This window comes from Streptosporangium sandarakinum, from assembly GCF_013409935.1.
Taxonomy (GTDB): domain Bacteria; phylum Actinomycetota; class Actinomycetes; order Streptosporangiales; family Streptosporangiaceae; genus Streptosporangium; species Streptosporangium nondiastaticum.
On record NZ_JACCCO010000002.1, the window covers coordinates 1,403,539 to 1,427,465 of the forward strand.

General features: G+C 74.3%; 20 protein-coding genes. 11 read left to right on the forward strand and 9 right to left on the reverse strand.

Annotation, left to right across the window (positions count from 1 at the left end):
- The first annotated feature begins 136 nt into the window (after window positions 1–136).
- The 3 genes from HDA43_RS24735 (at window position 137) to HDA43_RS24745 (ending at window position 3,206) form a co-directional block, all read left to right on the forward strand.
- Window positions 137–865 carry a class I SAM-dependent methyltransferase gene (locus HDA43_RS24735; RefSeq protein ID WP_179825585.1) on the forward strand — a complete coding sequence of 243 codons (729 nt, stop codon included), beginning with the start codon at window positions 137–139 and terminating at the stop codon, window positions 863–865.
- Between the two features lie 115 nt (window positions 866–980).
- Window positions 981–2,222: an adenylyl-sulfate kinase gene (gene cysC, locus HDA43_RS24740; protein WP_179825586.1), complete on the forward strand. Its 1,242-nt coding sequence runs from the start codon at window positions 981–983 to the stop codon at window positions 2,220–2,222.
- 30 nt (window positions 2,223–2,252) lie between these two features.
- The gene (locus tag HDA43_RS24745) at window positions 2,253–3,206 is read left to right on the forward strand and encodes a sulfite exporter TauE/SafE family protein (protein ID WP_179825588.1); all 954 of its coding nucleotides are present in this window, start codon (window positions 2,253–2,255) and stop codon (window positions 3,204–3,206) included.
- On the opposite strand, the gene HDA43_RS35325 is transcribed toward HDA43_RS24745, so the two are convergent.
- Window positions 3,090–4,160, reverse strand: coding sequence for a glycoside hydrolase family 26 protein (locus HDA43_RS35325; protein ID WP_246424500.1), 1,071 nt, complete (start codon window positions 4,158–4,160; stop codon window positions 3,090–3,092). The two genes, HDA43_RS24745 and HDA43_RS35325, sit on opposite strands and share 117 nt — an antisense overlap.
- Before the next feature lie 833 nt (window positions 4,161–4,993).
- On the opposite strand from HDA43_RS35325, the gene HDA43_RS24755 reads away from it, so the two are divergent.
- The 8 genes from HDA43_RS24755 (at window position 4,994) to HDA43_RS24790 (ending at window position 15,374) form a co-directional block, all read left to right on the forward strand.
- On the forward strand, window positions 4,994–5,881 hold the full coding sequence (locus tag HDA43_RS24755) for a Wzz/FepE/Etk N-terminal domain-containing protein (protein WP_179825590.1): 888 nt from the start codon (window positions 4,994–4,996) through the stop codon (window positions 5,879–5,881).
- On the forward strand, window positions 5,878–7,212 hold the full coding sequence (locus tag HDA43_RS24760; protein ID WP_312873522.1) for an O-antigen ligase family protein: 1,335 nt from the start codon (window positions 5,878–5,880) through the stop codon (window positions 7,210–7,212). Before HDA43_RS24755 ends, HDA43_RS24760 begins: the two co-directional genes overlap by 4 nt.
- Complete coding sequence (locus tag HDA43_RS24765) at window positions 7,209–8,210, forward strand: hypothetical protein (protein ID WP_179825592.1); 1,002 nt, start codon at window positions 7,209–7,211, stop codon at window positions 8,208–8,210. Before HDA43_RS24760 ends, HDA43_RS24765 begins: the two co-directional genes overlap by 4 nt.
- Before the next feature lie 128 nt (window positions 8,211–8,338).
- On the forward strand, window positions 8,339–9,151 hold the full coding sequence (locus tag HDA43_RS24770) for a sulfotransferase family protein (protein ID WP_312873523.1): 813 nt from the start codon (window positions 8,339–8,341) through the stop codon (window positions 9,149–9,151).
- Window positions 9,139–10,830 carry a lipopolysaccharide biosynthesis protein gene (locus tag HDA43_RS24775; RefSeq protein WP_246424501.1) on the forward strand — a complete coding sequence of 564 codons (1,692 nt, stop codon included), beginning with the start codon at window positions 9,139–9,141 and terminating at the stop codon, window positions 10,828–10,830. Before HDA43_RS24770 ends, HDA43_RS24775 begins: the two co-directional genes overlap by 13 nt.
- Window positions 10,827–11,732 carry a sulfotransferase gene (locus tag HDA43_RS24780; RefSeq protein WP_179825596.1) on the forward strand — a complete coding sequence of 302 codons (906 nt, stop codon included), beginning with the start codon at window positions 10,827–10,829 and terminating at the stop codon, window positions 11,730–11,732. Before HDA43_RS24775 ends, HDA43_RS24780 begins: the two co-directional genes overlap by 4 nt.
- A gap of 300 nt (window positions 11,733–12,032) precedes the next feature.
- On the forward strand, window positions 12,033–13,778 hold the full coding sequence (locus tag HDA43_RS24785) for a ricin-type beta-trefoil lectin domain protein (RefSeq protein ID WP_179825598.1): 1,746 nt from the start codon (window positions 12,033–12,035) through the stop codon (window positions 13,776–13,778).
- Complete coding sequence (locus HDA43_RS24790; RefSeq protein ID WP_179825599.1) at window positions 13,779–15,374, forward strand: sigma-70 family RNA polymerase sigma factor; 1,596 nt, start codon at window positions 13,779–13,781, stop codon at window positions 15,372–15,374. It begins immediately after the preceding gene.
- A gap of 47 nt (window positions 15,375–15,421) precedes the next feature.
- Here HDA43_RS24790 and HDA43_RS24795 read toward each other — a convergent pair whose 3' ends face one another.
- The 8 genes from HDA43_RS24795 to HDA43_RS24830 all read right to left on the reverse strand — a co-directional run bounded on the left by HDA43_RS24795 (window position 15,422) and on the right by HDA43_RS24830 (window position 23,892).
- Window positions 15,422–16,072 (reverse strand): TetR/AcrR family transcriptional regulator, encoded by a 651-nt coding sequence (locus tag HDA43_RS24795; protein WP_179825601.1) that lies wholly within the window; start codon window positions 16,070–16,072, stop codon window positions 15,422–15,424.
- Window positions 16,073–16,189: 117 nt separating this feature from the next.
- Window positions 16,190–16,996 carry a WecB/TagA/CpsF family glycosyltransferase gene (locus HDA43_RS36080; RefSeq protein ID WP_390001011.1) on the reverse strand — a complete coding sequence of 269 codons (807 nt, stop codon included), beginning with the start codon at window positions 16,994–16,996 and terminating at the stop codon, window positions 16,190–16,192.
- A gap of 164 nt (window positions 16,997–17,160) precedes the next feature.
- On the reverse strand, window positions 17,161–18,099 hold the full coding sequence (locus HDA43_RS24805; RefSeq protein ID WP_179825605.1) for a glycosyltransferase family 2 protein: 939 nt from the start codon (window positions 18,097–18,099) through the stop codon (window positions 17,161–17,163).
- On the reverse strand, window positions 18,096–19,154 hold the full coding sequence (locus tag HDA43_RS24810; RefSeq protein WP_312873524.1) for a sulfotransferase: 1,059 nt from the start codon (window positions 19,152–19,154) through the stop codon (window positions 18,096–18,098). The genes HDA43_RS24805 and HDA43_RS24810 overlap by 4 nt, the downstream gene beginning before the upstream one ends.
- A 229-nt stretch (window positions 19,155–19,383) precedes the next feature.
- Window positions 19,384–20,646: a sulfate adenylyltransferase subunit CysN gene (gene cysN / locus HDA43_RS24815; protein WP_179825609.1), complete on the reverse strand. Its 1,263-nt coding sequence runs from the start codon at window positions 20,644–20,646 to the stop codon at window positions 19,384–19,386.
- Between the two features lie 97 nt (window positions 20,647–20,743).
- Window positions 20,744–21,658: a sulfate adenylyltransferase subunit CysD gene (cysD, locus tag HDA43_RS24820; protein WP_179825610.1), complete on the reverse strand. Its 915-nt coding sequence runs from the start codon at window positions 21,656–21,658 to the stop codon at window positions 20,744–20,746.
- 19 nt (window positions 21,659–21,677) lie between these two features.
- Window positions 21,678–22,445 carry a 3'(2'),5'-bisphosphate nucleotidase CysQ gene (locus tag HDA43_RS24825; RefSeq protein WP_179825612.1) on the reverse strand — a complete coding sequence of 256 codons (768 nt, stop codon included), beginning with the start codon at window positions 22,443–22,445 and terminating at the stop codon, window positions 21,678–21,680.
- Between the two features lies 1 nt (window position 22,446).
- Window positions 22,447–23,892, reverse strand: a complete 1,446-nt coding sequence (locus HDA43_RS24830) for an exopolysaccharide biosynthesis polyprenyl glycosylphosphotransferase (protein WP_312873525.1) — start codon at window positions 23,890–23,892, stop codon at window positions 22,447–22,449.
- Window positions 23,893–23,927 lie beyond the last annotated feature (35 nt).

Sequence of the window (23,927 nt, forward strand, 5' to 3'; positions counted from 1 at the left end):
CCCCACGACGGAAAACACGACTGCCCCCGGCCGGCGGGCGCGGGGGTGACCTCCCAAGGCTACTTGCACACGCCGGTCCTCCGTCGAGAGTGGTAAATGCACGGCGAATCGTCATGTGTTGACTACTCTCGGTGACATGTCTGAGGTACGGTCGGTCGTCGGTCACGACGACATGTTCGGTCGGCGCATCCGCGAGCAGTGGGCGGGGCTGTCGGGGCGGCGGCTAGACGTCCTGATGGCCGGGTGCGGCCGGGCGGATCCGCTGGATCTGGGGCGGGTGGAGGCGCGCGTCACCGGGATCGACGAGGATCTGCCGGTGCTGCGCGAGAGCACCTCCGCCCGCAAGGATCTCGATTCCTGGACGCTCGGAGACCTGCGGACGGTGCCGGTGCCGCCGCGGGCGTTCGACGTCGTGTACGTGTCCTTCCTGCTGGAACGGCTGGACCATCCCGAGCTGGTGCTCGACCGGCTGCTGACCGGTCTGCGGCCGGGCGGGCTGATGCTGGTGCGGATGCGTGACCGGGCCTCGGCCTACGGCACGTGCGACCGGCTGCTGCCCGCGCCGCTGCGGCGGCTGCTGTGGCGCAGGTTCGCCCCGAAGGACGCCGTGGGGCCGCTGCCGGCCCGCTACCGGCCGGTCACCTCCCGTCAGGGGATGCACTCCTTCTGCCTGACGCGCGGGCTGATGGTCACCGACGACGCCTCGTGCCGGAGCGGCCCGGCGCTGAAGGGGCGGCTGGCGGGCCTGGTGGCCTTCGCCTGCTCGGCGGTGGAGAAGCTCTCAAGGGGCGGACTGCCGGCCTCGCACGATGAGATCATCATGGTCATCCGCAACCCGCACAGCCACTTCGCCCGGGTGATCTGACCGGCCGCGGGCTGGTGCGAGCGCTTCGGTTGCGAGTAAGCTGGCGAAATCCGACTAAGTCGATCGGAATTGTTGGTCGACATCAGGGAGCAATGGGCGTGGGGACGGCGGGGAGATGACGGCGGAGACGACGGCGGCGCACGAGCACACCCCCGACGCCCGCGAGCTGGCCGACCTGGAGCTGCTGCTCTCGGGCGCGTTCCACCCGCTCACCGGCTTCATGGGACCGGCCGACGCGCACGCGGTGACCGGGCACGGCACGCTGGCCGACGGCACGCCGTGGCCGGCGCCCGTCACCCTCGCCCTTCCCGAGGACCACCCGGCCGCCCCCGGTGACCGCGTCACGCTCCGCGACCCCGAGGGCGCCGCGCTGGCCGCGCTGACCGTCACCGAACGGCGCGACGGCCTGGCCGCCGGGCCGGTGGAGGCGCTGGGCGCGGCCGAGCACGGGCCGTTCGCCCGGCTGCGCCGTACGCCGGAGGAGGTCCGCAAGGAGCTGGCCGGACGGCCGGCGCTGGCGGTCACCATGCGCGGCCCGCTCGACGACCTGGAGGAGATCCGGGCCGTCGCCCGGGAGCTGGACGCGGTCGTCCTGCTGCTGCCCCTGGTGTTCGGCGAGGACGGGCCCGCGGTGGTCCGCGCCGCGCTGCGCGCCCGCGACCTGCTGCCGGAGGGCACGCTCGTGGCCGCGGTGCCGCTCGCGCCCCGCGAGGAGACGGCCGTCGACCTGGAGCTGCGCGAGCGGGTGGCCGAGGCGTACGGCGCCGCCGAGCACCTGGCCGGCCCCGAGCCGGTGACCATCCCCGGCCCGCCGCACCGCCGCGGGCTGGTGGTCTTCTTCACCGGCCTGTCCGGATCGGGCAAGTCCACCGTCGCCCGGGGGCTGCGCGACGCGCTGCTGGAGCGCGGCAGCCGTACGGTGACCTACCTCGACGGCGACGTGGTGCGCCGCCTGCTGTCGGCGGGGCTGAGCTTCTCCCGTCAGGACCGCGACCTCAACATCCGCCGGATCGGGTTCGTCGCCGCCGAGGTCGCCCGGCACGGCGGGCTGGCGATCTGCGCCCCCATCGCGCCGTACGCCGCGACCCGCGCCGAGGTCCGCGCCATGGTCGAGGCCGTCGGCGGCGACTTCCTGCTCGTCCACGTGGCCACGCCCCTGGAGGAGTGCGAGCGGCGCGACCGCAAGGGGCTGTACGCCAGGGCGCGCGCCGGGCTGATCCCCGAGTTCACCGGCGTCTCCGACCCCTACGAGGAGCCCGACGACGCCGACCTGGTCATCGACACCACCGGCGTCTCCGTCGAGGACGCCGTCGGCCGGGTGCTCGATCCGCTGGTCCGTGGAGGGTGGGTCCGCTGAGACCCCCGAGCGAGGAGTGGTGAGCGACTCATGGACATCGACCTCCCTTTGGCCCTCGGGTCCTTCCTCGTCGCGATCATCGTCGGGCTGACCGGCATGGGCGGCGGCGCGCTCATGACGCCGATGATGATGCTGTTCTTCAACGTGCCGCCGCTGGCCGCCGTCTCCAGCGACCTCGTCGCCTCGGCCGTGATGAAGCCGGTGGGCGGGCTCGTCCACCTGCGGCGCGGCACGGTCAGCCTGCGACTCGTCGGCTGGCTGTGCGCGGGGTCGGTGCCCGGCGCCTTCTGCGGGGTGCTGGTGGCCCGCGCGTTCGGGGACGGCGAGGCGATCCAGCAGACGATCAAGTACGCCCTGGGCGTCGCGCTGCTGCTGGCCGTCGCGGGCCTGGTCGCCAAGGCGTGGCTGGCGCGGCGCGAAGGGCCCGTCTCGGCGGACCTGGGGTCCATCGTCGTGCGCCCAATCCCGACCTTACTGGTCGGTACGATCGGTGGAATCGTGGTCGGCATCTCCTCCGTGGGATCCGGCTCACTGATCATCGTGGCGCTGCTCGCCCTCTACCCGGCGCTGAAGTCCAACCAGCTCGTCGGCACCGACCTCGTCCAGGCCGTGCCGCTGGTCGCCTCGGCCGCCCTGGGCCACCTGCTGTTCGGCGATTTCCAGCTCGACCTCACCACCTCGCTGCTGGCCGGCTCGATCCCCGGCGTCTACCTCGGCGCGCGGATCTCCTCCCGGGCCCCCGGCGGGGTGATCCGGGCGATCCTCGCGGTGGTGCTGCTGGCCTCGGCGCTGAAGCTCCTCGGCGTGGGCAACGCCGCCCTGCTGTGGATCCTCGCCGCGGCGGTGGCCGCCGGAGCCGCGGGCTGGTCACTCCTGCGGCACCGGGGTGGCTCCGAGGTAGGGGTCGCGGACGAGGCCGGCGAAGGCCCGGGCCGCGTCGGCGGTGGCGTCGAAACGGGTGTCGCCGCGCGGCGCGCGCGGTGAGTCGAAGTACACCAGCGCCTTGATCTGCGGATAGAGCCGCATCTCCCGGCGGACCGCGGCGAAGAACTCCGCCTTGGCGCCGGGCCTGCCGGGACGCTCGAACACGCCCCACTCGGCGAGCATGATCGGCTTGTCCGGGAAGCGCCACCGCATCCAGCGATGGAACCCGGGCCAGCCGGCGGCGTCCGGGCGCGTCCGGTCCACCAGCCCGGCGAAGCCGCCCGTCCCGGCGGAGGGGTCCGTCCGCGTGGAGGGGTCCGTCCCTGTGGAGGGGTCCGTTCGGCCCTCGGCGGGGTGGTCCGTCACGGCGGATGAGCCCGTCCCGGCAGAGGGACCGGTCCCGGCGGATGAGCCCGTCCGGCCCTCGGCGGAGGGGTCCAGGTAGGGGTCCAGGGCGACCCAGTCGACCACGTCGTCGCCGGGGTAGAGCCGCGCGAACCACGGCGCGACGGCCCAGTTGGGCGCGCCCATGTAGGTCATGACGGTGACCGCGTTGCGCACCCCCCGCTCGCGCAGGCGCGTCACCACGTGCCGGAACATCGCCGCGTAGTCGGCGGCGGTCATCCCCGAGCCGGGCTCCTCGCGCACGTCGTTCTCCGGTTCGTGGTGGACGGTCAGGAAGAACCTCCCGGGGAAGGTCCGCCGGATGTGCCCGGCCAGCCGGTCGATCCGCCGGTCCAGCGCACCCCGGGCGATCTCGGCCCAGGTGCGGTCGAAGGACGGCTTCCAGTTGACCAGCAGCAGCCGGGGACCACCGGGACCGGCGGCGATCGAGCGTTCCTCGGCGGTGGGGAACAGCTCCGCGCCCCGGTGGTAGACGTGCACGATGCCGGCCCGGCGGCCCATGCGGGTCTCGGCCCGCTCCAGCGCCCGCGCCGGGGACCTCCCGGTGAAGACCTCCGGCGCGATGCCCCACCACGCCCCGCAGGTGGGGACGAGGACGGCGGTGGCCACGCAGGGCGCTCCCGGCGAGGGCGACCCCGGTGGGCCGTCGGGCCGGGCGGCCTCCGGCTCCGGCGCGCCGGTCCCCGATGGCCACGTTTCCGGCGGCCACGCGTCCGGCGGCGTTACTCCGGGGGCTCCTGGCATTTCCGGAGTTCCGGGCGTTCCCGGGGTTCCGGGCGTTCCGGATGCTCCCGGGACCTTCGCCGGGGGGCGCGGCGGGAGCCCAGGCCCGGTCGGCGCGGGGCCGCAGGCGCCGAGGGCCGCAAGCGCCACGAGGACCGGGGCCCCCGAAACGACCAATCCCGCCTTTCTCCGCAAAACACCCGGACAACCCGTTATTCCCACCAAAACAGCCCCCATATTCTTTTCCCGCGACCTTCGCGGGCCTTTCAACCGGATTCCACACCGGCCGCACCACCGCATTGACGACCCTTTCTCCCGGATTCCGCTCCGGGTCGCGCCGCCACCGGCGGTGAACCGCGTCGTCATCGGCCACCGACCGGACCGCCGCCGGGCACAGGTCGTACGGCCTGCGGAAACGACGATCCGGCGCGGGTGGCGACGCGCCGGAGCCGCGCGAGAGCGGCGAATAGGAAATATCCGATAAACGCTGGCCATCGCGCCGCTACAGGCGAGAACAATCTAAAGAAAATCTTGTGTATCGGTCCGGGAAACCGAAAAGCCGACCTATAGTTCCTAGGGTTCTCCAAGCGCCGACCCGCCCGAGCGGGGCGCACGCCAACGGCCCCCCTCCCGAGGGAAAGGGCTTCCAGGCGCGGCGACCCTCATGAAGCCCCGCGCCGACCGGGCCGTGTCGATCCCCGTGAAGGAGGTGCGTTCGATTGACGGCGTTTCACCCGAGCCCGTTCCCGGGCGCACCCGCCCGCCGCCCCGGCGGAGACCTGGCGGACTACACGTCCCTGCTCCGCCGCAGGTGGCCGATCCTGCTGATCTTCATCACCGCCGGCCTCGGCTGCGGCGGCCTCCTGCTCCGGGTGGTCCCGCCCTCCTACACCGCCTCCGCGCAGGTGCTCGTCTCCCCCACCGGCCTCCCCGAGCAGGTCAACCAGGTCACCAACCGCCAGCGCGAGCCGCTCAACCTCGACACCGAGGCCCAGATCGCCAAGTCCGCGGTCGTGGCGGCCCGGGTCCGCGCCCTGCTCGGCCGTTCCCCCGGACCCGTCGAGGTCTCCGTCCCGCCCAACACCTCGGTCCTCGGCCTCTCCTACACCGCCGCCGATCCTCGCGCCGCCGCCGCCGGGGCGTCCGCCTACGCCAGGGCCTATCTCACCAACCGCGGCGAGTCGGCCGAGCAGGCGCGCGACGCACAGCTGCGGGCGCTCCTGGCCAAGCTGCGTCAGGTCAACACGAGCCTGGCGGCGGGCGCGGAGGCGCTGCCCCGCCTGGCCAGGGGCACCGCCGAACGCACCCTGGCCGCCCACCGGCAGAACGTCCTGGGTCGTCAGTCCGCGAGCCTGACCCTCCGGTACGACGCGCTGCGGACCGTCGCCGTCACCCCCGGGTCGGTGATCAGCGACGCCGTGCCGCCGGCCGGGCCCAGCGCGCCCAGCCCCCCGCTGTATCTCGGCAGCGGACTGATGACCGGCCTGCTCGCCGGGGCGGGCCTCGCCCGATGGCTGCCCGAGCGCCCGGCCACCCGTCCCCGTCCCCGTCCTCGACCCGGCGCCCGGCGCCTGGCCGCGCCCGGCGAGGCGGCCGCCCGGTGGTGAGCCTGCCGCACCGCGCCGCCTGGCCGATCGCCGCGCTGCTGGTCGGATACCCGCTGTGGTGGGCGCTGGGCCTCGGCGGGTTGTCGGTGATCGCGCTCGCCCCGGCGATGGCGCTGGTCCTGTGGCGGCGACGGCCGATCAGGATGCCGCGCGGCTTCGGGCTCTGGCTGCTGCTGCTGGCCGGATACCTCGTCAGCGCGCTCATGCTCGGCGAGATGCCCCCGGGCACCTACGGCGAGTTCGGCCCCGGGCGGATCGCGGGATACCTCATGCGCCTGGCCCTCTACGCCTCATTGACGATCATGGTCCTCTACCTCGGCAACCTGACCGAGCGGGAGCTCCCCCAGCTCACCCTGGTCCGCATGCTGGGCGCGCTGTTCGTCACGACCGTCGCGGGCGGTCTGCTGGGGGTGGTCGCCCCGCACGCCGACTTCACCTCGCCCGTCGAACGGCTGCTGCCCGGTGCGGTCAGCGGCAACCCCTTCGTCCACAACCTGATCCACCCCACCGCGGCGCAGGTGCAGAAGGTGCTCGGCCACGCCTCCCCGCGCCCGGAGGCGCCCTTCGAGTGGGCCAACGCCTGGGGCAGCAACATCTCGGTGCTGCTCGTCTGGTTCGTGGTCGGCTGGTGGGTGTACGGCGGGCCGCGCCGGCGACTGGCCGTGCCGCCGCTGCTCGCGCTGGCCGCCGTGCCGATCGTCTACTCCCTCAACCGGGGCCTGTGGATCGGCCTGGGCGTCGGCGTGGCCTACCTGCTTCTGCGCCTGGGAGGCCGGACCCGCGCCGTGCTCTGCGCGGCCGTCGCCGCGGCGGCGCTGGCGTTCCTGCTCTCCCCGCTGCGGACGATGGTCGCCCAGCGCTTGGACAACCCGCACAGCAACGACATCCGCGCCTTCACCGTCTCGGCCACCGTCGCCGCCGCACGCACCTCCCCGGTGATCGGCTACGGCAACACCCGCAACGCCACCGGCAACCACCGCACGATCACCACCGGGAAGACCGACTGGTGCGACACCTGCGGACATCCCCCGCTGGGCAGCGACGGCCAGCTCTGGCACCTGATGATCACGCAGGGGTTCACCGGAGCCGCGCTGTACGTGGCCTTCTTCGCCGGAGCCGTCCGCCGCCACTGGCGCGACCGGAGCCCGATCGGGATGGCCGGGGTCCTGGTGATGATCCTCACCCTGCTCTACATGTTCGTCTACGACGGGCTGGTCACACCGCTCGGCCTGTACCTGGTCTCTTTCGCGCTCCTGTGGCGGAACCAGACCGGCGCACCGTCCCCCGGCCGTCCCGGGCCGGTCGTCCGCAGAGGAGGCGTGTTCGATTGACCAGCCCCCGGACCGAGCCCCGGGCGGGCCGCGCCGGCGACGCCCGCGCCCGGCTGCGCTACCTCGACCGGACCGTCCGCCTGCTGTTCCCCGGCGCCGGCGAGATCCGCCCCTACAGCCTGCTCCCGCACCCCCTGCTCCCCCGCAGGCTCGCGCCGCGGCGGTGGTGGCACCCCGGCCGGAGGGTCATGGTGCCCTCCGGGGAGGACACCATCGAGACCTACCTCGGTGAGGCACTGAGCGCGCCGGTCCAGGTCGTGCTGCACGTCCGCCCGGCCCGGCGGGCCAACCGCAAGCCGATCCTGGAGGCCCGCACCCCGGACGGCCCGGCCGCCTTCGTGAAGATCGGCGACACCGACCGCGCCCGCGCCCTCGTCGCGCACGAGGCCCGGACGCTCGGCCTGCTGGCGGACGTGCCGCTGAAGACCGTCGTCCCCCCGGTCGTGCTGCACCACGGGACGTGGCGCGGCCTGTCCGTGCTCGCGCTGTCCCCGCTGCCCGTACGGCGCGGCCCCGTGCCCGAGGACCTGCTCGTCGAGGCGGTCGCCGAGATCAGCCGCCTCGGCCGGATCCACCGGGACGGCCGGGACGGCGGACCGGACGGGTTCACCCGGCACGACGGGGCCGGCGGAGCGGACGGGTTCGCCTGGCACGGCGACTTCTCACCGTGGAACATCGCGCGCGGTCCGGACGGGCGGCTGCTGGTGTGGGACTGGGAGCGGTTCGCCACCGGGGTGCCGCTCGGCTTCGACGCCGTCCACCACTTCTTCCAGCACGCGCTGCGCCGTACCGACCCCGCCGCCGCGGCCCGCGCCTGCGTGGCCCGTGCGCTGCGCGTCCTGGCGCCGTTCGGGCTGACCGCGGCCGAGGCCAGGCTGACCGCCGCCCGCTACCTCATCGCCCTGGCCGACCGGCACGCCGCCGACGGGCACTCCCCCCTCGGCCCGCCCGGCCGGTGGCTCGGCCCCGCCGTCGACTTCGAGGAGACCCTCATCTGAGGCGAGGAGGCCCTCGCCTGAGGCCACCCCCTTCCGGCAGGAGGGGGATTCCGACCTGATCCCCACACGCAGAGGAGTTCGCAGTGATCCCCGGGGTGAAGCGCCCGGCCCATGCCGTGTCCCGTGCCGTGGGACGACTGACCGCCGGGCAGCGGCTCCTGCCGTCCTTCCTGATCATCGGGGCGCAGCGCTGTGGCACCACCTCGCTGTACCGGGCGCTGGCGCGGCATCCGCTGATCCTCAAACCGGTGCTCCACAAGGGCGTCCACTACTTCGACGTGGCCTACGACCGGGGGCTTCCGTGGTACCGCGCCCACTTCCCGCTCCGGGCCCGGACCGCGCGCCTGGCCCACCGGTACGGCTGCCGCCCCCAGGCGTTCGAGTCGTCCCCCTACTACCTGTTCCACCCGCTCGCCGGTCCCCGGATCGCCCGCGACCTGCCCGGGGTGAAGCTGATCGTGCTGGTCCGCGACCCCGTCGAGCGCGCCTTCTCCGCGCACGCCCACGAGCTGGCCCGGGGCTTCGAGACCGAGCCCGATTTCGCCCGCGCGGTGGAGCTGGAGGAGGAGCGGCTGGCCGGGGCCGAGGACGCCCTGCGCGCCTGCCCGCACTCGGTGAGCCACGCCCACCGCCACCACGCCTACCTCGCCCGGGGCCGCTACGCCGAGCAGCTCGCCCGCCTGGAGCCCCTGTTCGGCCGGGACCGGCTGCTCGTCCTGGACAGCGGGCGGTTCTTCGCCGATCCGGAGGTCGTCTACGACCGGGTGCTGGAGTTCCTCGGCCTGCCGCACCTCGGCGACCCGCGGTTCGAACGGCACAACGCCCGGCCGCGGCCCGCCCCGATGCCCGGGCCGCTCCGCCGCGAGCTGGCCGGCCGCTTCGAGGAGCCCGACGCCCGGCTCTCACCGTGGCTCGGCGCGGAGCCGTCATGGCGGCGCTGACCCGACCCGGGCCGCACGATGACGCCGGCCCGGCCCGCGCCGTCCCGCGCATCCGCGTCCCACGCTCCCGGACCGGCCGCCGGAAGTCCGTCCTGGCCGCGCTGACCTCCTCGCGCCCGCCGGACCGCACCGCACCGGGTGGACCGGGCTCGATGCGCGGGACGGCGCGGGCCGGGCTGGCGGGCCTGGCCGGGGCCGGTGTGGGCGCCGCCGCGCAGTTCGCGACGGTCGTGCTGGTCACCCGAGGGACGGACCGGCAGACGGCGGGAGCGTTCTTCACCTCGACGGCGCTGTGCCTGACCGCCGCCGGGATCCTGCGCCTGGACGCCGGAAACGGACTGGTCCGTCTCATCGCCCGGTCACACCCCCTGGGGTACGGCCCCGCCCGCGGCTACGTCCGCGCGGCGTTCGTCCCGGTCGCGGCGCTCTCGCTGGCCGTCGCCGCCGTCGCCGTCCTCCGCCCGGCCGACCCCGCGTCGCGTGTGCTGGCCGCCGCGCTGCCGGCGGTGGTGTGCGCGGACGTCGCGGTGGCCGCGACCCGCGGGTTCGGCGCGATGCGGCCCACCGTCCTGCTCACCGGCCTGTTCCTGCCGTCGGCCCAGCTCGCCGGGGTGACACTGGTCCTCTGGGCCGCGCACACCGGCGCGGGCGGCCCCGCGCCGGCCGCCGTGAACACCGGGGCCTTCGTGAACACCGTGGAGCCAGTGGACGCCGTCACGCTCACGGCGCTCGCGGCGGCCTGGGCCTGGCCGTACGCGGTGGTCCTGGCGACGGCCGCGCTCTGGCTGCGCCGGCGGCTGCCGCGCGGACCGCGCCCGCCGGGCGCCGCGCTCGACCTGTGGCGCGACACCTGGCCCCGGTCGGCCGCCGCCGCGCTCCAGTCGGTCTTCCAACGGCTGGACGTCCTGGTCGTCGCGGCGCTCGCCGGCCCGGCGGAGGCGGCCGTCTACACCGCGGCGACCCGGTTCAAGGTCGTGGGACAGCTCGCCGGGCAGGGGCTGGCCCAGGCGGTGCAGCCCGGACTGGTGCGCGCGCTGGCCGGAGGAGACCTGCCGCGCGCCCGCGCGCTGTACCAGTCGGCCACGATGTGGCTGGTCGTGCCGACCTGGCCGATCTGGCTGGGCTACGCCGCGTTCGCGCCGTGGCTGCTCGGCGTGTTCGGCGACGGCTACGCCTCCGGCGTGCCGGTGGCGCTCGTGCTGGCCGGGACGATGATGGCCGCCACCGCCTGCGGCATGGCCGACGTGGCGCTGTCCGCGGCCGGGCACACCCGTTCCAGCCTGGCCAACCTGGTGGCGGCCGTCGCGACGACCGTGGCGCTGGACGTGCTGCTGGTGCCCTCCGCGGGCGTGCTCGGCGCCGCCCTCGGCTGGTCCGGGGGCACGCTGGTCAAGAACCTGCTCCCGCTGTGGCGGATCCACCGGCGCTACGGCCTGCGCCCCTTCGGCGCGCACAGCGTCGCCGCGCTGACACCGTGGCGTCCGCCGCGCCGTACGGCCTCCCCGCCCGCGTCCGCGGACATGAACGACGCGGACCGCGGGGCGGACGGGGACCTGTGCCACGCCACAGACCACGATGCGGACCACGATGCGGACAGGGATCCGGGCCATGATCCGGGCAGTGCCGCGGAGCGTGGTGCCGGCGGGGAGCCGGGCCGCCGAGCCGGAGGCCGCCGATGACGCCCGTGCTGGTGACCGGGTTGCCGAGGAGCGGCACGAGCTGGACGGGCAAGATGCTCGCCGCCGGGGGCGAGCTGGTCTACGTCAACGAGCCGCTGAACCCCGGGCATCCGCCCGGCGGCTGCCCGGGGGTGCTCGACGCCCGCGTGACCCACCGGTTCCAGTACATCTGCCCGGACAACGAGGCGGTCTGGCTGCGTGCCTTCGCCGACACCGTCGCGCTGCGCTACCGATTCCTGGCCGAGCTGCGCCGTAACCGCTCGCCGTACGACCTGGCACGGCTGGTCCGGTACGGCACGGCGTTCACGCTGGGCAGGCTGGCCGGGCGGCGGGCGTTGCTGGACGATCCCTTCGCACTGTTCTCGGCCGGCTGGTTCGCCGAGCGGCTGGGCTGCCGGGTGATCCTGCTGCTCCGCGACCCGGTGGGGCTGGTGGGGAGCTGGCGGCGGCTCGGCTGGGCGGTCAGCCCCCGGGAGCTGCTCGGGCAGCCGCTGCTGGTCCGCGACCACCCGTGCCTGGCGGAGCTGCGCACGCTGGCGGACTGCCGGGACCCGGTGACGACGACCGTCGCCCTGTGGCGGGCCGCCCGGGACGTCGCCGTCGCCCTCGCCGCGCGGCACCCCGGCATCCTGCTGGTGAGCTACGAGGAGCTGGCCGCCGACCCGGTGCGGGGTTTCCGCGGCCTGTACGACTGGGCGGGCCTGACCTGGTCCTCCCGCGCCGAACGCCGCGTCTCCCACGCCTGCACCGCGTCCGCCGGACGGCCGGGCGGCGGTTTCGCCTGGAGCGGCCTGTCCCGCACCGCGTACCGCCCGATGGACTCCCGGCGGGCGGCGGCCGCGGCCGCGGCGCGGCTGAGCCGCGAGGAGGCCCACCGGGTCAGGCGGCTGGCCGCTCCCTGATCCGCACGGCCGGCCACTGCACGGACGGTCCCCGCACGGCCGGCCACCGCACGAGCGGCCACCGTACGGACGATCACCGCACGGGCGGCCACCGCATGGCCGGTCACCGCACGAGCGGCCGTGGCCGCCCGGAAGGAGGGCGGTCACCGGCATGGCCGGCGACGAGCCCCCTCGGCTCCCACGCCACACGTGCGACCGTCTCGAACGCCACGGAACCACGACGGGACCGAAAAATTTCCGAAGCCGCGTAATCCAGGCGAACGGCCGGACTCCTTCCTCTGTGAACGAAAGGAGCTCGGATTGAGCAAGTTGAGATCCATCCTCATGGCGGCGCTGCTGTTGTCGATGGGCGGGGCGGGCCTGGCGGCGCCGTCGCCCGCCGTGGCGGCGGCTCCGGCGGCCCAGTCGCGGTTCGCCTGTGACGGGGTGGATGCCGAGGACAAGGGCTGGGTGCTGCCGATCTACGTCCACCAACCCGGGCAGGACGCCTGGGAGGCCGACAGCGCCGCCCTGCTGAACACCATCTGGGAGACCGACCAGACGGTCGACTCCAGCGCCGAGCGGTTCGGGGTCTCCCGGCGGATCCGGTTCGTGCAGGACGGTGACTGCCGTCCGGTGGTGGCGAAGCTGCCGTTCACCAAGGGTCGCAACCGAGCCGAGATGGGCAAGGCGATGGCCGAGAACCTCGCCTCCCAGCCGGCCCTGGTGCGTACGCTCTGGCAGACCAACCGGGTCAAGCCGTTGTACCTCGTCAGGGACAACGAGATCACGGACTCCTGCACGGGCGGCGGTGCCAACGCCGGCCTGAGCACCGGCAACGTCATCCTCCCGCGCTGGTGCTGGAGCGAGGCCGGGCTCACCCACGAGCTGATCCACAGCTTCGGGCTCTCGCACTGCGACGGGGGCGGCGTGAACGGCAACGACCCGGTCTGCCGGAACATGGGCACCCGGAAGGAGTGCACGAGCGACCCCGCGTCCAACTATCACCTCGACTCGTGCCGGATCGACGACTTCCGTTACTTCGAGCCGACGCCGGTACGGCAGCCGGAGCTGGAGAGGATCAGGAACGTCGCGTTCAGCCCGTACCTGATCCAGGACCAGCCGAGTCCGGTGTGGCGGTTCCGCATCAGGGTGGTGGACGGCGGCAGATGCCTCGACGGGAGCGCGGCACAGGTCGTGCAGCGCGCGTGCACGGACGGCTCCGCGCAGACGTGGCAGCGCGGCATCGACGACGACGGGTACCTCACGATCCGCAACGCGGCGACCGGCCACTGCCTCACCATGGCGGACACCGTCGTGACCGGCCCGTGCGCGAAGAAGGACAAGGCGCAGCAGTGGCTGCCGGACGCCGGTCAGGACAGGACCAATTTCACCAGCCGCGCCGGCGGGAAGCCGGCCGTCAAGGACAACCGTGACGGCGGAGCGGTGGTACGCGACGGCAAGGGTGAGTTCGTGGCCGAGCTGCTGGGCGGCCTGGCCTCCTCACCCACCCGGCCGAGCACCCCGGCCCCGACGGCCACGTCACAGTCGACCACCCGGCCGACCGCCTCGCCGACCACCCGCCCGACCGCCGGACCGACCGCTCGGCCGACCGCGACGCCGACCTCCGTTCCGGAGCCGGCCGTCACGTCGGGCCCGGTCGAGTCGCTCGACCCCGCCCCCGCCGAGGCTCCCGTGCGGGGCCGCAACGTCCGGTTCAGGAGCACGTACGGCACCTGCCTGACCTCGTCAGGCACCAGGGTGCGCCTCGGCGCCTGCGGCGCCAGGTGGAACGTCGTGACGGTCGGCGAGCACGTGCAGGTGCGCCGCCAGAACCGCTGCATGGCGCTCGGCAAGGCCAGCGGCGGCAAGCGCCCGGTCGTCCTGGTCAGGTGCAGCGGGGCCGCCAAGGGACAGCGCTGGCTGCTGGAGAAGGCGGGCGGCTCGATCACGCTGAAGAGCGCGACCACGAAGGCCACCCGGCTCATCGCCTCCTCCGCCAAGCCCGCCGGCGTCTACGCCAAAGCCGCGTACCAGAAGGATTCCGTCAAATTTACAATCAGATAAGTGATCAACCCGGAAAGTGATGATCTGGCCCTGACCCGAATGGTCAGGGCCGGGGACGATCGTGCCGTCTCCGAGTTGTACGAGCGGCACCATCCGGCCGTCATCGCTTTCGCCCGCCGCCTGTGCCAGGATCCGCACACCGCCGAGGACCTGGCCAGCGAGGCGTTCGCGCGGACCCTGCGGACCGTCCGGAACGGCCCGGCCGGTCCGACCGGCGACTGGCGTCCCTATCTGTACGCGGTGGTCCGCAACACGGCGGCGGAGTGGGCGCGCTCCGATCAGCGGTTCGTCCTGACCGACGAGTTCCGCGAGGACGACCTCACGACGGCCGCTCCGGAGCCGCCGGACGATCTCGTGACCCGCGCCTACCGCTCGCTGCCCGCACGCTGGCGGACCGTGCTCTGGCACACCCTGATCGAGGACGAGGAGCCCGAGCGGGTCGCGAAGATCCTCGGCATCACTCCCGGCAACGTCGGCGTGCTGGCCTTCCGCGCCCGCGAGGGGCTGCGCAGGGCGTACCTGGCCGCGTACGCGTCCGGCGCGTCGCCTCGCTGCCGGGAGTACGCCGAGCCGCTGGCGGCGGTCGTGCGCAAGAGAACCGGCCGTCTTCCGCGGGCGCTGCGCGGGCACCTGGAGTCCTGCGCGAGCTGCGCCCGGGCGCACGCGGAGCTGCTCGACCTCAACGCCACACTCCGCGCGGCGCTGCCGATCGCCCTGTTCCCGCTCGCCCTGGGAGCGGAGAAGTGGATCGCGGCGGGAGCGGGGACACCGGGCACGGCGGGAGCCGGGACACCGACCGGAGCAGGGATCGGGACACCAAGCACGGCAGGGACCGGGACGCCGGGCACGACAGGGGCCGGGACGCCGGTCGCCGCGCCGAAGGGGGCCGCGATGCCGGGCTGGGTGATCCCGGTGTCGGGGGCGACGGCGATCATCGCCGCCGTGGCCGTGACCGTGGCCGTGTTCAACCCGCCACCGGACCAGGCCCCCTCCCCGTCCGCGCAGGTCGCCGCTCCCGCGCCGGGCGCGTCACCCACCCCGAGGCCCACCCGCGTGAGGACCCGGGCACCCGAGCCCACCCGCGTGAGGACCAAGGCTCCCTCCCGCGGGAGAACCCCGGCCGTCCGCGTGACGACCCCGGGACCCGCGTCGCGGTCCCCCCGCGAGCCCACTCCCCGGCCGGGCACCCGGATCGCCCACGCGGGCCGATGCGTCGGTGCGGCGGGTGGGCTGGTGGCGGCGCTGCCGTGCGCCGACCCGCGTACGGCCTGGCGCACGCGGGGCGGCGCCCAGCGGTTCCAGCTCGTCAACGTCGTCAGCGGACGCTGCCTGGCCGCCGGTGAGCGGTACGACACCGTCGCCTTCAACGGCGGCGGCATGCTCGCGGTCCGGATCAAACCATGCGCCTCCGTCCCGGCCCAGCGCTGGCACCGCCCGGCCTTCAGCGACGGCGTGCGCCGGCTGGTGAGCGTCCCTTCCGGCAAGGCGCTGTCCATCGGCAAGGAGTTCGCCGGCAAGCGTCCGCCGACGGCGTTCATCCTCTACGGCCCCTACACGGGCTCAGCCGATCAGCGCGTCACCCTCGTGGACGACTGATCCGCGGAAGCGTGCGGGGCGACGCCCACGAGCCGGACCGCGTCCGTTCACCGGGCGTCCCCTCCTTCGGAGAGGGGGTGCCGGTTCCGGGTGGCGAGGTCGAAGATGGTCGCCAGCTCGTCCGCGTAGTGGGAGAGGTCGAGGTCGGGTTCGGTTCGCAGCAGGAACGGCAGGCCGTCCACGGACCGCTGGACGGTCGCGGCCATCACGAAGGTGTCGAAGTCGCGGAACTCGCCGGTGGCCTGCCCCCAGCGCAGGATCTCCTCAAGGGAGCCGAGGACCTGCCGTTCGGTCGCGGCGTCGTAGGAGCCGCCGTCGCCGTCCTGCCCGCGGAAGTCGAGGAAGATCTCCATCAGGGCCTGCATCTGCGCCCGGTGTTCGGCGACGAACTCCACCACGCCGGTGATATAGGCCCGTAGCGCGCTTCGGGCGTCGGGCCGGCCGGCCAGCCGTTCGGTCATGAACCGCCCGATCGCCTGGTGGACCTCGGTGACGACCGCGCCGATCAGCTCGTCCTTGCCCGCGAAGTGGTAGGAGATGAGCCGGGTGCTGCTCAGCCCGGCCCGCTCGGCGATACGGGCGAAGGAGGTCTGCGGGTAGCCCAGCTCGGCGATCGTCTCGATGGTCGCCGCCACGATCTGCGCGCGGCGGGCGGTCGCGGCGAGCGAGCGCCCCTCACCTGCCTGGCTTACTCGCATGAGTAAAAGCTAGTTCGGCCGGGTGAACCAGGTCAACCGGGACACGGAGTCCGGTTGACCTGGTTCACCCGGGGCGCGGAGCCCGGGAACGTGGCCGGACCGGCCGGGAGGCGGTGCTCAGGAGAAGAGCCGGCGCAGGAGGCAGGAGCCCAGGAGCCGGAGCGTGAAGGGCAGGTCGTGGCGGAGGTAGCGGCGGGCAAGCCGGCCGGGCTCGTGAACCAGGCGGAACAGCCACTCCAGCCCCGCCCCCCGCATCCACACCGGTGCCCGGGGCGTCGCCCCGGCCGCGAACGCGATGGCCGAGCCGCACCCCACGAACCAGGTGCCGGGAAGGTCGTCCCGGAGCCGCGCGATGAGCCGCTCCTGCTTGGGGAAGCCGAGCCCGACGAAGACCAGCCGGGGCGCGGCGGCCACCAGCGCCTCCCTGATCTCGTCGTGGCCGCCGGGGTCCGTATCGAACCCGTACGGCGGAGCCTGCGTGCCCGCGACGACGAGCGCGGGATGGCGCCGGACCAGCCGGTCGGCCGCCTGCCGGGCCACCCCCGGCGGGCCGCCGAGGAGGTAGACCGGGTGGCGGTAGAAGGCGGCCGCCTCCGACAGCGACCAGATCAGGTCGGCCCCGGCGACCCTCGCCGGCAGGGGTGTGCCGAGCAGCCTGGCCGCCCACACCAGCGGCATGCCGTCGGCGATCGACAGGTCGGCCCGCTCGACGAGCTCGCGCGCCCCGGGGTCGTGGGCGGCGGTCCAGGCGATGTCCATGTTGGGGGTGACGAGGTGGCCGCCCTCGCCGCGTTTCAGCGCGCCGACCACGTGGTCGACGACTTCCCCCTCGGTCATCGGGTCGATCGTGAGGCCCGCCACGCGCACCCGGTGGCGCGGCCGCCCGTGGTCGTCGCCGGGCCACGGCCGCCGCTGGGCGCGCACCGCCTCCCGGGCGGGTCGGTGTGCGTCCCGGGCGGCCGTCTCCGGAACGGCTCCGCGCGTTCGGCCGGCCCGACGTGCCGCCTGACCGGTCCAGCCGGCCTCCTGGCCGGCCTGACGCGTCTTCTTCGGGGCCTGATGCGTCTCCTGGACGGCCCGGAGCGCCATCAGATGCCGCGCCCGAGGTTGTGGAGCGTCCCGAGGACGGTCCCGGCCGGCACCAGGCCCGCGGCCACGGCGAGCGCGAGAGGCACCCGGGGCTCACCGCGGCGCGCGGTGAACGCCCGCCAGGCCCAGCGGCCCGCCTCCCTCCGCCGGCCGAGGGCGGCGTGGTGGAAGGCGAGCTGGCCGTAGACCCGCGCCGCGCCGCGCGGGTCCACGACCAGATCGGGGTGCCGGGCGAGCATCCACTCCAGCCCGGCGATTCGGTCGGCCCAGCGGGTCGCGTACGCCGAACCGCCCCAGCGCACCCGCACCAGGGGACGGTCCACGTGCGCGATCGGGTGGCGCGCGGCCGCGCGCAGCGCGAGGTCCCAGTCTTCGTTCTGGCCCCCCGGCGCGCTCTCGTCGGCCCAGAAGGCGCCCCGCCGGAACAGGAACGTCGAGGAGTGGACCATCACCATGCGCGAGCGCAGCAGGTGCGCCCGGGTGACGGTGCCGGTCCCGGCCAGCCGGGGGACGCGGCGCGAGCCGTACTCGACCTCGATGGCGCAGCTGGAGAACTCCGCGCCGGGCCGCGACTCCAGGGCGGCGACCTGGGCGGCGACCTTGCCGGGCGCCCATTCGTCGTCGTCGTCGCAGAAGGCCACCAGGTCGGTGCCGAGCACCGCGATGCCGGTGTTGCGGGCCCCCGGCAGGCCGGGGCTGAGGCGGTTGGCCACCACCCGGACCCGGCGCGGCGTCTCCTCGCCGGAGGCGGCCGGGCACCGGGCGGCCAGGAGGTCGGCCGTCCGGTCGGCGACCGCCGCCGGGTCGCCGCCGTCGACGACGACGACCACCTCCAGGGGGCCGGGGTGGTCCTGGCCGAGCGCGGCGCGGATCGCGGCGCGCAGCCGGTCGGGCCGATGCCCCCGCGTGGGGATGACCACGCCCACCGATGGGCTCACGCCGGCCTCCTGTCGTAGCCGTACTTGATCATGAGTGGCCAGGTCAGTGTGGCGACCAGGCGCCGGTGCCGCGCCGGGGCGGCGGTGCGCCAGCCGTCGTCGGGATCCAGGCCGATCGGGCCGACCGTGAAACGCACGGGGTTGCCGGAGACCGTGTGGGCCGGGGAGAGGTCGGCCCGGCCCACGGAGAGGAAGTCGAGGCGGGGCGCGAGACCGGCCTCGACGGCCAGGCGGCCGAGGACGGCGGCCGGGGCGTCGAGCAGATCCTCGTAGCGGACCCGGGTGACGCGGGCGCCGCCGCGCGCCAGCAGTTCCAGGCTGAGGTTCTGGGCGAGCCAGTGCAGCGAGGTGCGGGCCGGCGACCAGCGGGTCATCGGCCGGCCGTCCTCCGGGCGGGGCACCCGCCTGCGCCAGGAGTGGGCGACCGCGCGGGGGTCGCGCACGACGTGCACCACGCGCACGTCGAGCCCAGCCGCAGCCAGGCAGAAGGCGGTGGAGGCGTGCTTGCTGGAGTCGACCACGACCGGCCTGCCGGAGACCTCGGCCGCCGCGTCGTACAGGCGGCGGTGCGCCGCGGCGTACTCGGCGAGCTCGGGAGACTCCGCGAACTCCGCTGACCGCACGGCCTCCGAGGGCGTCACGGGCCTCGCGAGCCCCGGGCGCTCCGCGCGCCCGGAGGACCCGGCGGACACCGCAGACGTCGCGGGCCCGGTGGACCCTGCGCGCGCCGGAGACCCGGCGAGGCGGCGGGCCAGCTCGGGAACGCACCGGGTGCGGTCCACCCGGCGCCTGAGCCGGAGCATCCGGTGAGCGAGGTCGTCCGGCCAGCCGCCGAACGCGCGCTCGCCGACCTCCCGCCAGAACGGGCACGCGCTGAACGGCCGCCGGCAGCCGCAGGGCTCGTCCGCCAGCACGCCCCTGGCCCAGAGGTGGACGACCTCGCCGAGCGGCGCGACGCCGGGGACCTCGCCGAGCAGGCGCTCCAGCAGGGTGGTCCCGCTGCGGCCGAGACCGCCGAGGAAGACGACCCGGGCGGGAGGCGGCTTGTCAGGCACGGCACGAATCCTTACCCGTCGGATACGGAACGTGCACATCTTAGTGCGGAGAGTTACCGACCCATCGCGGAAAGGACAAAGGATCTACCTGGGGCACGCCGGGCCGGACCGGTCGTCCGGCCCGGCGGCCCGCTCGGACCGGACGATCGGTCCGGCGGCCCGCGGATCGTCACACCCGCCGCGGTCGTCCGGGCGGGCCCGCGCCACGGCGGGGATCCGCGGAACAGGTCTAACGGGCGTCGGTGATCATCCCGGCGCCGACGGTGTTGTTGGTGGCCTCGTCCACGAGGATGAAGCCGCCGGTGAGGCGGTTCCTCGCGTAGTCGTCCACGAACAGGGGCTGGGTGACGCGGAGCGAGACGCGCCCGATCTCGTTCAGCCCGAGGGAGCCGGCCTCCTCGTCGCGGTGCAGGGTGTTGACGTCGAGCCGGTAGTGCAGGTCCTTGACCAGCACCCGGGCCGTGCGGGTGGTGTGCTTGATGGTCAGCTTGGTGCGCGGCGCCAGCTTGGTGGCGTCGGACATCCAGCAGACCATCGCCTCCAGCTCCTGGGTGACCTGCGGCTGGTTGTTGGGCCGGCAGATCATGTCACCGCGTGAGATGTCGATGTCGTCCTCAAGGCGGAGCGTCACCGACATCGGTGCGAACGCCTCCTGCACCGGGCCGTCGAAGGTGTCGATCGAGGCGATGCGGGTGCTCAGCCCCGACGGCAGGTGCACGACCTCGTCGCCGGGCTTCAGCACGCCGCCCGCGACCTGCCCGGCGTATCCCCGGTAGTCGTGCAGGGCCGGGTCGGTGGCGCGCTGCGGCCGGATGACGTACTGGACCGGGAAGCGCACGTCGACCAGGTTGCGGTCGGAGGCGATGTGCACGTTCTCCAGGTGGTGCAGCAGGGAGGAGCCGTTGTACCACGGCATGTTCTCCGAGCGGGACACCACGTTGTCGCCGTGCAGCGCCGAGATCGGGATGAACGTCAGGTCCGGGGCGTTCAGCTTGGCGGCGAACGCCGTGAACTCCTCGCGGATCTCCTCGAACCGCTCCTGGGAGTAGTCGACCAGGTCCATCTTGTTCACCGCGAGCACCAGGTGCGGCACCCGCAGCAGCGTGGTGAGGAACGCGTGCCGCCGCGACTGCTCCAGCACGCCCTTGCGGGCGTCGATCAGGACGATCGCCAGGTCGGCGGTGGAGGCGCCGGTCACCATGTTGCGGGTGTACTGGATGTGCCCGGGGGTGTCGGCGATGATGAACTTCCGCCGGGGCGTGGCGAAGTAGCGGTAGGCCACGTCGATCGTGATGCCCTGCTCCCGCTCGGCGCGCAGGCCGTCGGTGAGCAGCGACAGGTCGGTGTACTCGGTGCCGCGGTCGCGGGAGGTGCGCTCGACCGCCTCCAGCTGGTCTTCGAAGATCGCCTTGGAGTCGAAGAGCAGCCGCCCGATGAGGGTCGACTTGCCGTCGTCGACGCTGCCCGCCGTGGCGAAGCGAAGGATGTCCATCAGAACCGCTCTCCAGAGGTCGTACGGCGTGCGCGGGAGGGCCGCGCGGGAAGGGGCTGCCGGGCCGGGCGGGCCGGCCGGGAAGGAACCGCGCTCACTAGAAGTAGCCCTCCCGCTTGCGGTCCTCCATCGACGCCTCGGAGGCCCGGTCGTCGGCGCGGGTGGCGCCGCGCTCGGTGATCCGGGTGGCGGCGATCTCGGCGATGATCTCCTCGACCGTGGCGGCGGCGGACTGGACGGCGCCGGTGCAGGTCACGTCGCCGACCGTGCGGTAGCGGACCACGGCCTCGAAGACCTGCTCGTCCTCGTCGCGGGTGACGAACTCGCTCTCCGACAGCAGCATGCCGTCGCGCTCGAACACCTTGCGCGTGTGGGCGTAGTAGATCGAGGGGATCTCGATGCCCTCACGCCGGATGTAGTCCCAGATGTCCAGCTCGGTCCAGTTGGACAGCGGGAACACCCGGATGTGCTCGCCCTTACGGATCTTCGCGTTGTAGAGGTTCCACAGCTCGGGGCGCTGGTTCTTCGGGTCCCACTGGCCGAACTCGTCACGGAAGGAGAACACCCGCTCCTTGGCTCGGGCCTTCTCCTCGTCGCGGCGGGCGCCGCCGAACACCGCGTCGAACTCGCCGTCCTCGATGGCGTCCAGCAGCGTGGTGGTCTGCAGCCGGTTGCGGGAGGCCCGGCGGCCGGTCTCCTCGGTCACCCGGCCGGCGTCGATGGAGTCCTGGACGCTGGCCACGACCAGGCGTGCGCCGAGCTCGTCGGCGCGGCGGTCGCGGAACTCGATGACCTCGGGGAAGTTGTGGCCGGTGTCGACGTGCAGCAGGGGGAAGGGGATCGGGGCCGGCCAGAACGCCTTCTCCGCGATGCGGAGCATGACGATGGAGTCCTTACCGCCTGAGAAGAGGAGACAGGGACGCTCGAACTCGGCCGCCACCTCACGCATGATGTGAATGGACTCTGCCTCGAGGACGTCGAGCTGCGACGTGGTGTAGTCGCACTGGAGCATCAGACTCTCCTAGCGGTGCTTATCGGTGCAGGTCCCGGATGCCGTCAAGCAATGCTGGCGCCAGTTCCGGTAGGGAAACAAGGATATCCGGCAGTGAGGGGTCTCCCTGGTTGTAACGGAGCGGCGAGCCGTCGATCCGGCTGGCGTGCGCTCCGGCGGCCAGGGCCACGGCGACCGGCGCGGCGGAGTCCCATTCGTACTGGCCGCCGGCGTGCACGTACGCCTCGACCTCGCCGGTGAGCACCGCGGAGATCTTCGCGCCGGCCGAGCCGATCGGCACCAGGTCGGCCCCGACGCGCTCGGCGAGGGCCCGGACGAACTCCGGCGGGCGGGTGCGGCTGACCGCGATCCGCGGCCTGCCTCCGGCGGCGGACGCCGGCCGTACGGGGGGTTCGAGGGTGGACAGGGTGCGGCCCTGCGCGGGCAGGGCGACCGCGCCGGCCGTCAGGGCGCCGCGCTCCCACAGAGCCACGTGGACCGCCCAGTCGGCGCGGCCCTCCTCGGCGAACTCGCGGGTGCCGTCGAGGGGATCGACGATCCACACCCGCTCCGCCGCGAGGCGGCGGGGGTCGAGGCGCTCCTCCCGGGTCGCCTCCTCCGACAGCACGGCGTCGCCGGGGCGCGAGCGGGCCAGGGCGTCCATGAGGAACAGGTGGGAGGCGGTGTCGCCCTCCTTGCGCAGGACCGCGGGGTCGCCGAACCCCAGCTCGGCGCGCAGCGCCAGCAGCCTCTCACCGGCCTGGGCCGCGAGATCCGCCGCGAGAACGTGGTCGTCCCGGATCGTCAATTCAGTGCGCTCCCGTTCCTCGTGCGGCGGCCACCCATGTCTTCCAGAGAATCTGCAGGTCCAGCGTGAGGGACCAGTTCTCTGCGTAACGCAGCTCCCACCGTACTGATTCCTCCCATGGAATGTCAGGGTGCCCGGTGAGCTGCCACAGGCCGGTCATCCCCGGCTTGACCGGCAGCCTGCGGCGGACGTCGTCGTCGTACCGGGCGACCTCCTCCGGCAGCGGCGGCCGCGGCCCCACGAGCGACATGTGGCCCAGCAGGACGTTGAGCAGCTGCGGCAGCTCGTCCAGGGAACGGCGGCGCAGCCGCGCGCCCAGCGGGGTCAGGCGCGGGTCGTGCCGGATCGCGTACGGCACGGCCCGGCCGTCCCCGCGCAGGCCGACCCGCCCGCGTTCGGCGCCGGCGGCCATGGTGCGGAAGGTGTAGAGGACGAACTCCGCTCCGTCACGGCCCACCCGTCGCCGCCGCAGGAGGACGGGCCCGGGGCCCGACGCCCGCACCGCCAGCGCCAGCGCGGCGAGCAGCGGCAGCAGCGCGGCCAGCAGCGCCGCGGCCGCGGCCCGGTCGAAGACGGCCTTGAGCGCGCGGCGGGAGCCGGTGATCCGCGGGTGCTCGGCGTACAGCAGCGGCAGCCCGGCCGCCAGGCGGACCGCGGTGCGCGGTCCGGCGGCCTCCAGCAGCGCCGGGGCGGCGACGAGGTCGGCGCCGGTCCGCTCCAGCCGCCAGGCGAGCCTGCGCAGCGCCGTGCCGTCCAGCTCCGGGCAGGCGAGCACGGCCACGGTGTCGGCCGCGGCCCGCCCCACCGCGAGCGGCACGTCGGACAGGTCGCCGAGGACGGGGACGCCCTCGACGTCGGCCCCGCCGTCGTACGGCACGCACGCCGCCACGACCTCCATGCCGTGGCGGCGCTCCCTGCGGAGCAGGCCGATCAGCTCGGCGACGGCGGCCCGCCGCCCGGCCGCCACGACCCGGTGCGCGCACCGGCCCCGCTCGCGCATCCGGCGCAGGCGGCGGCGCAGGCCGTACCGGCCGAGGAGGGCGAGCGCCGTGGCCAGCGGGACGGCCAGGACGACGTACCCACGGGCGGTCTCGGTGCGGGCGAGGTAGGCGCCGGAGGCCAGGGCTGCGGCGAGGGCGAACCCGCACCGCGCGATCCGCCGGTACTCCTCGGGGCCGAGGCCGGCCACGCGGGGCTCGTAGGCGCGGTTCAGCGCGGCCGCGCACACCCAGACCGGCGGCAGCGCGGCGCTCAGCGCGACGTACGGGGTGACGTCCGGGGTGCTGTCCCCGGAGCGCGCGAACAGCGCGAGGAGGCCGGCCACGGAGGAGCAGAGGAGGTCGGCGGCGACGGTGTACGCCCGGTGGCGGCGGGCCCAGGCGGGCAAGCGCGGGCGGGACGCCGACGTCGATCCCGGCCCGGTCGGGACGGCGTTCACGTCGCGCACGCGCTCCCCCAGCGTAGTCGATCGGCAACCGATGG

What these genes read in the sequence shown, in the direction of transcription:
- HDA43_RS24780 (WP_179825596.1), top strand. Translation starts at nt 10,827, where the DNA reads ATGACGCCCGTGCTGGTGACCGGGTTGCCGAGGAGCGGCACGAGCTGG.
- HDA43_RS24775 (WP_246424501.1), top strand. Translation starts at nt 9,139, where the DNA reads ATGGCGGCGCTGACCCGACCCGGGCCGCACGATGACGCCGGCCCGGCC.
- cysD (WP_179825610.1), bottom strand. Translation starts at nt 21,658, where the DNA reads ATGCTCCAGTGCGACTACACCACGTCGCAGCTCGACGTCCTCGAGGCA.
- cysC (WP_179825586.1), top strand. Translation starts at nt 981, where the DNA reads ATGACGGCGGAGACGACGGCGGCGCACGAGCACACCCCCGACGCCCGC.
- HDA43_RS24735 (WP_179825585.1), top strand. Translation starts at nt 137, where the DNA reads ATGTCTGAGGTACGGTCGGTCGTCGGTCACGACGACATGTTCGGTCGG.
- HDA43_RS24745 (WP_179825588.1), top strand. Translation starts at nt 2,253, where the DNA reads ATGGACATCGACCTCCCTTTGGCCCTCGGGTCCTTCCTCGTCGCGATC.
- HDA43_RS24795 (WP_179825601.1), bottom strand. Translation starts at nt 16,072, where the DNA reads ATGCGAGTAAGCCAGGCAGGTGAGGGGCGCTCGCTCGCCGCGACCGCC.
- cysN (WP_179825609.1), bottom strand. Translation starts at nt 20,646, where the DNA reads ATGGACATCCTTCGCTTCGCCACGGCGGGCAGCGTCGACGACGGCAAG.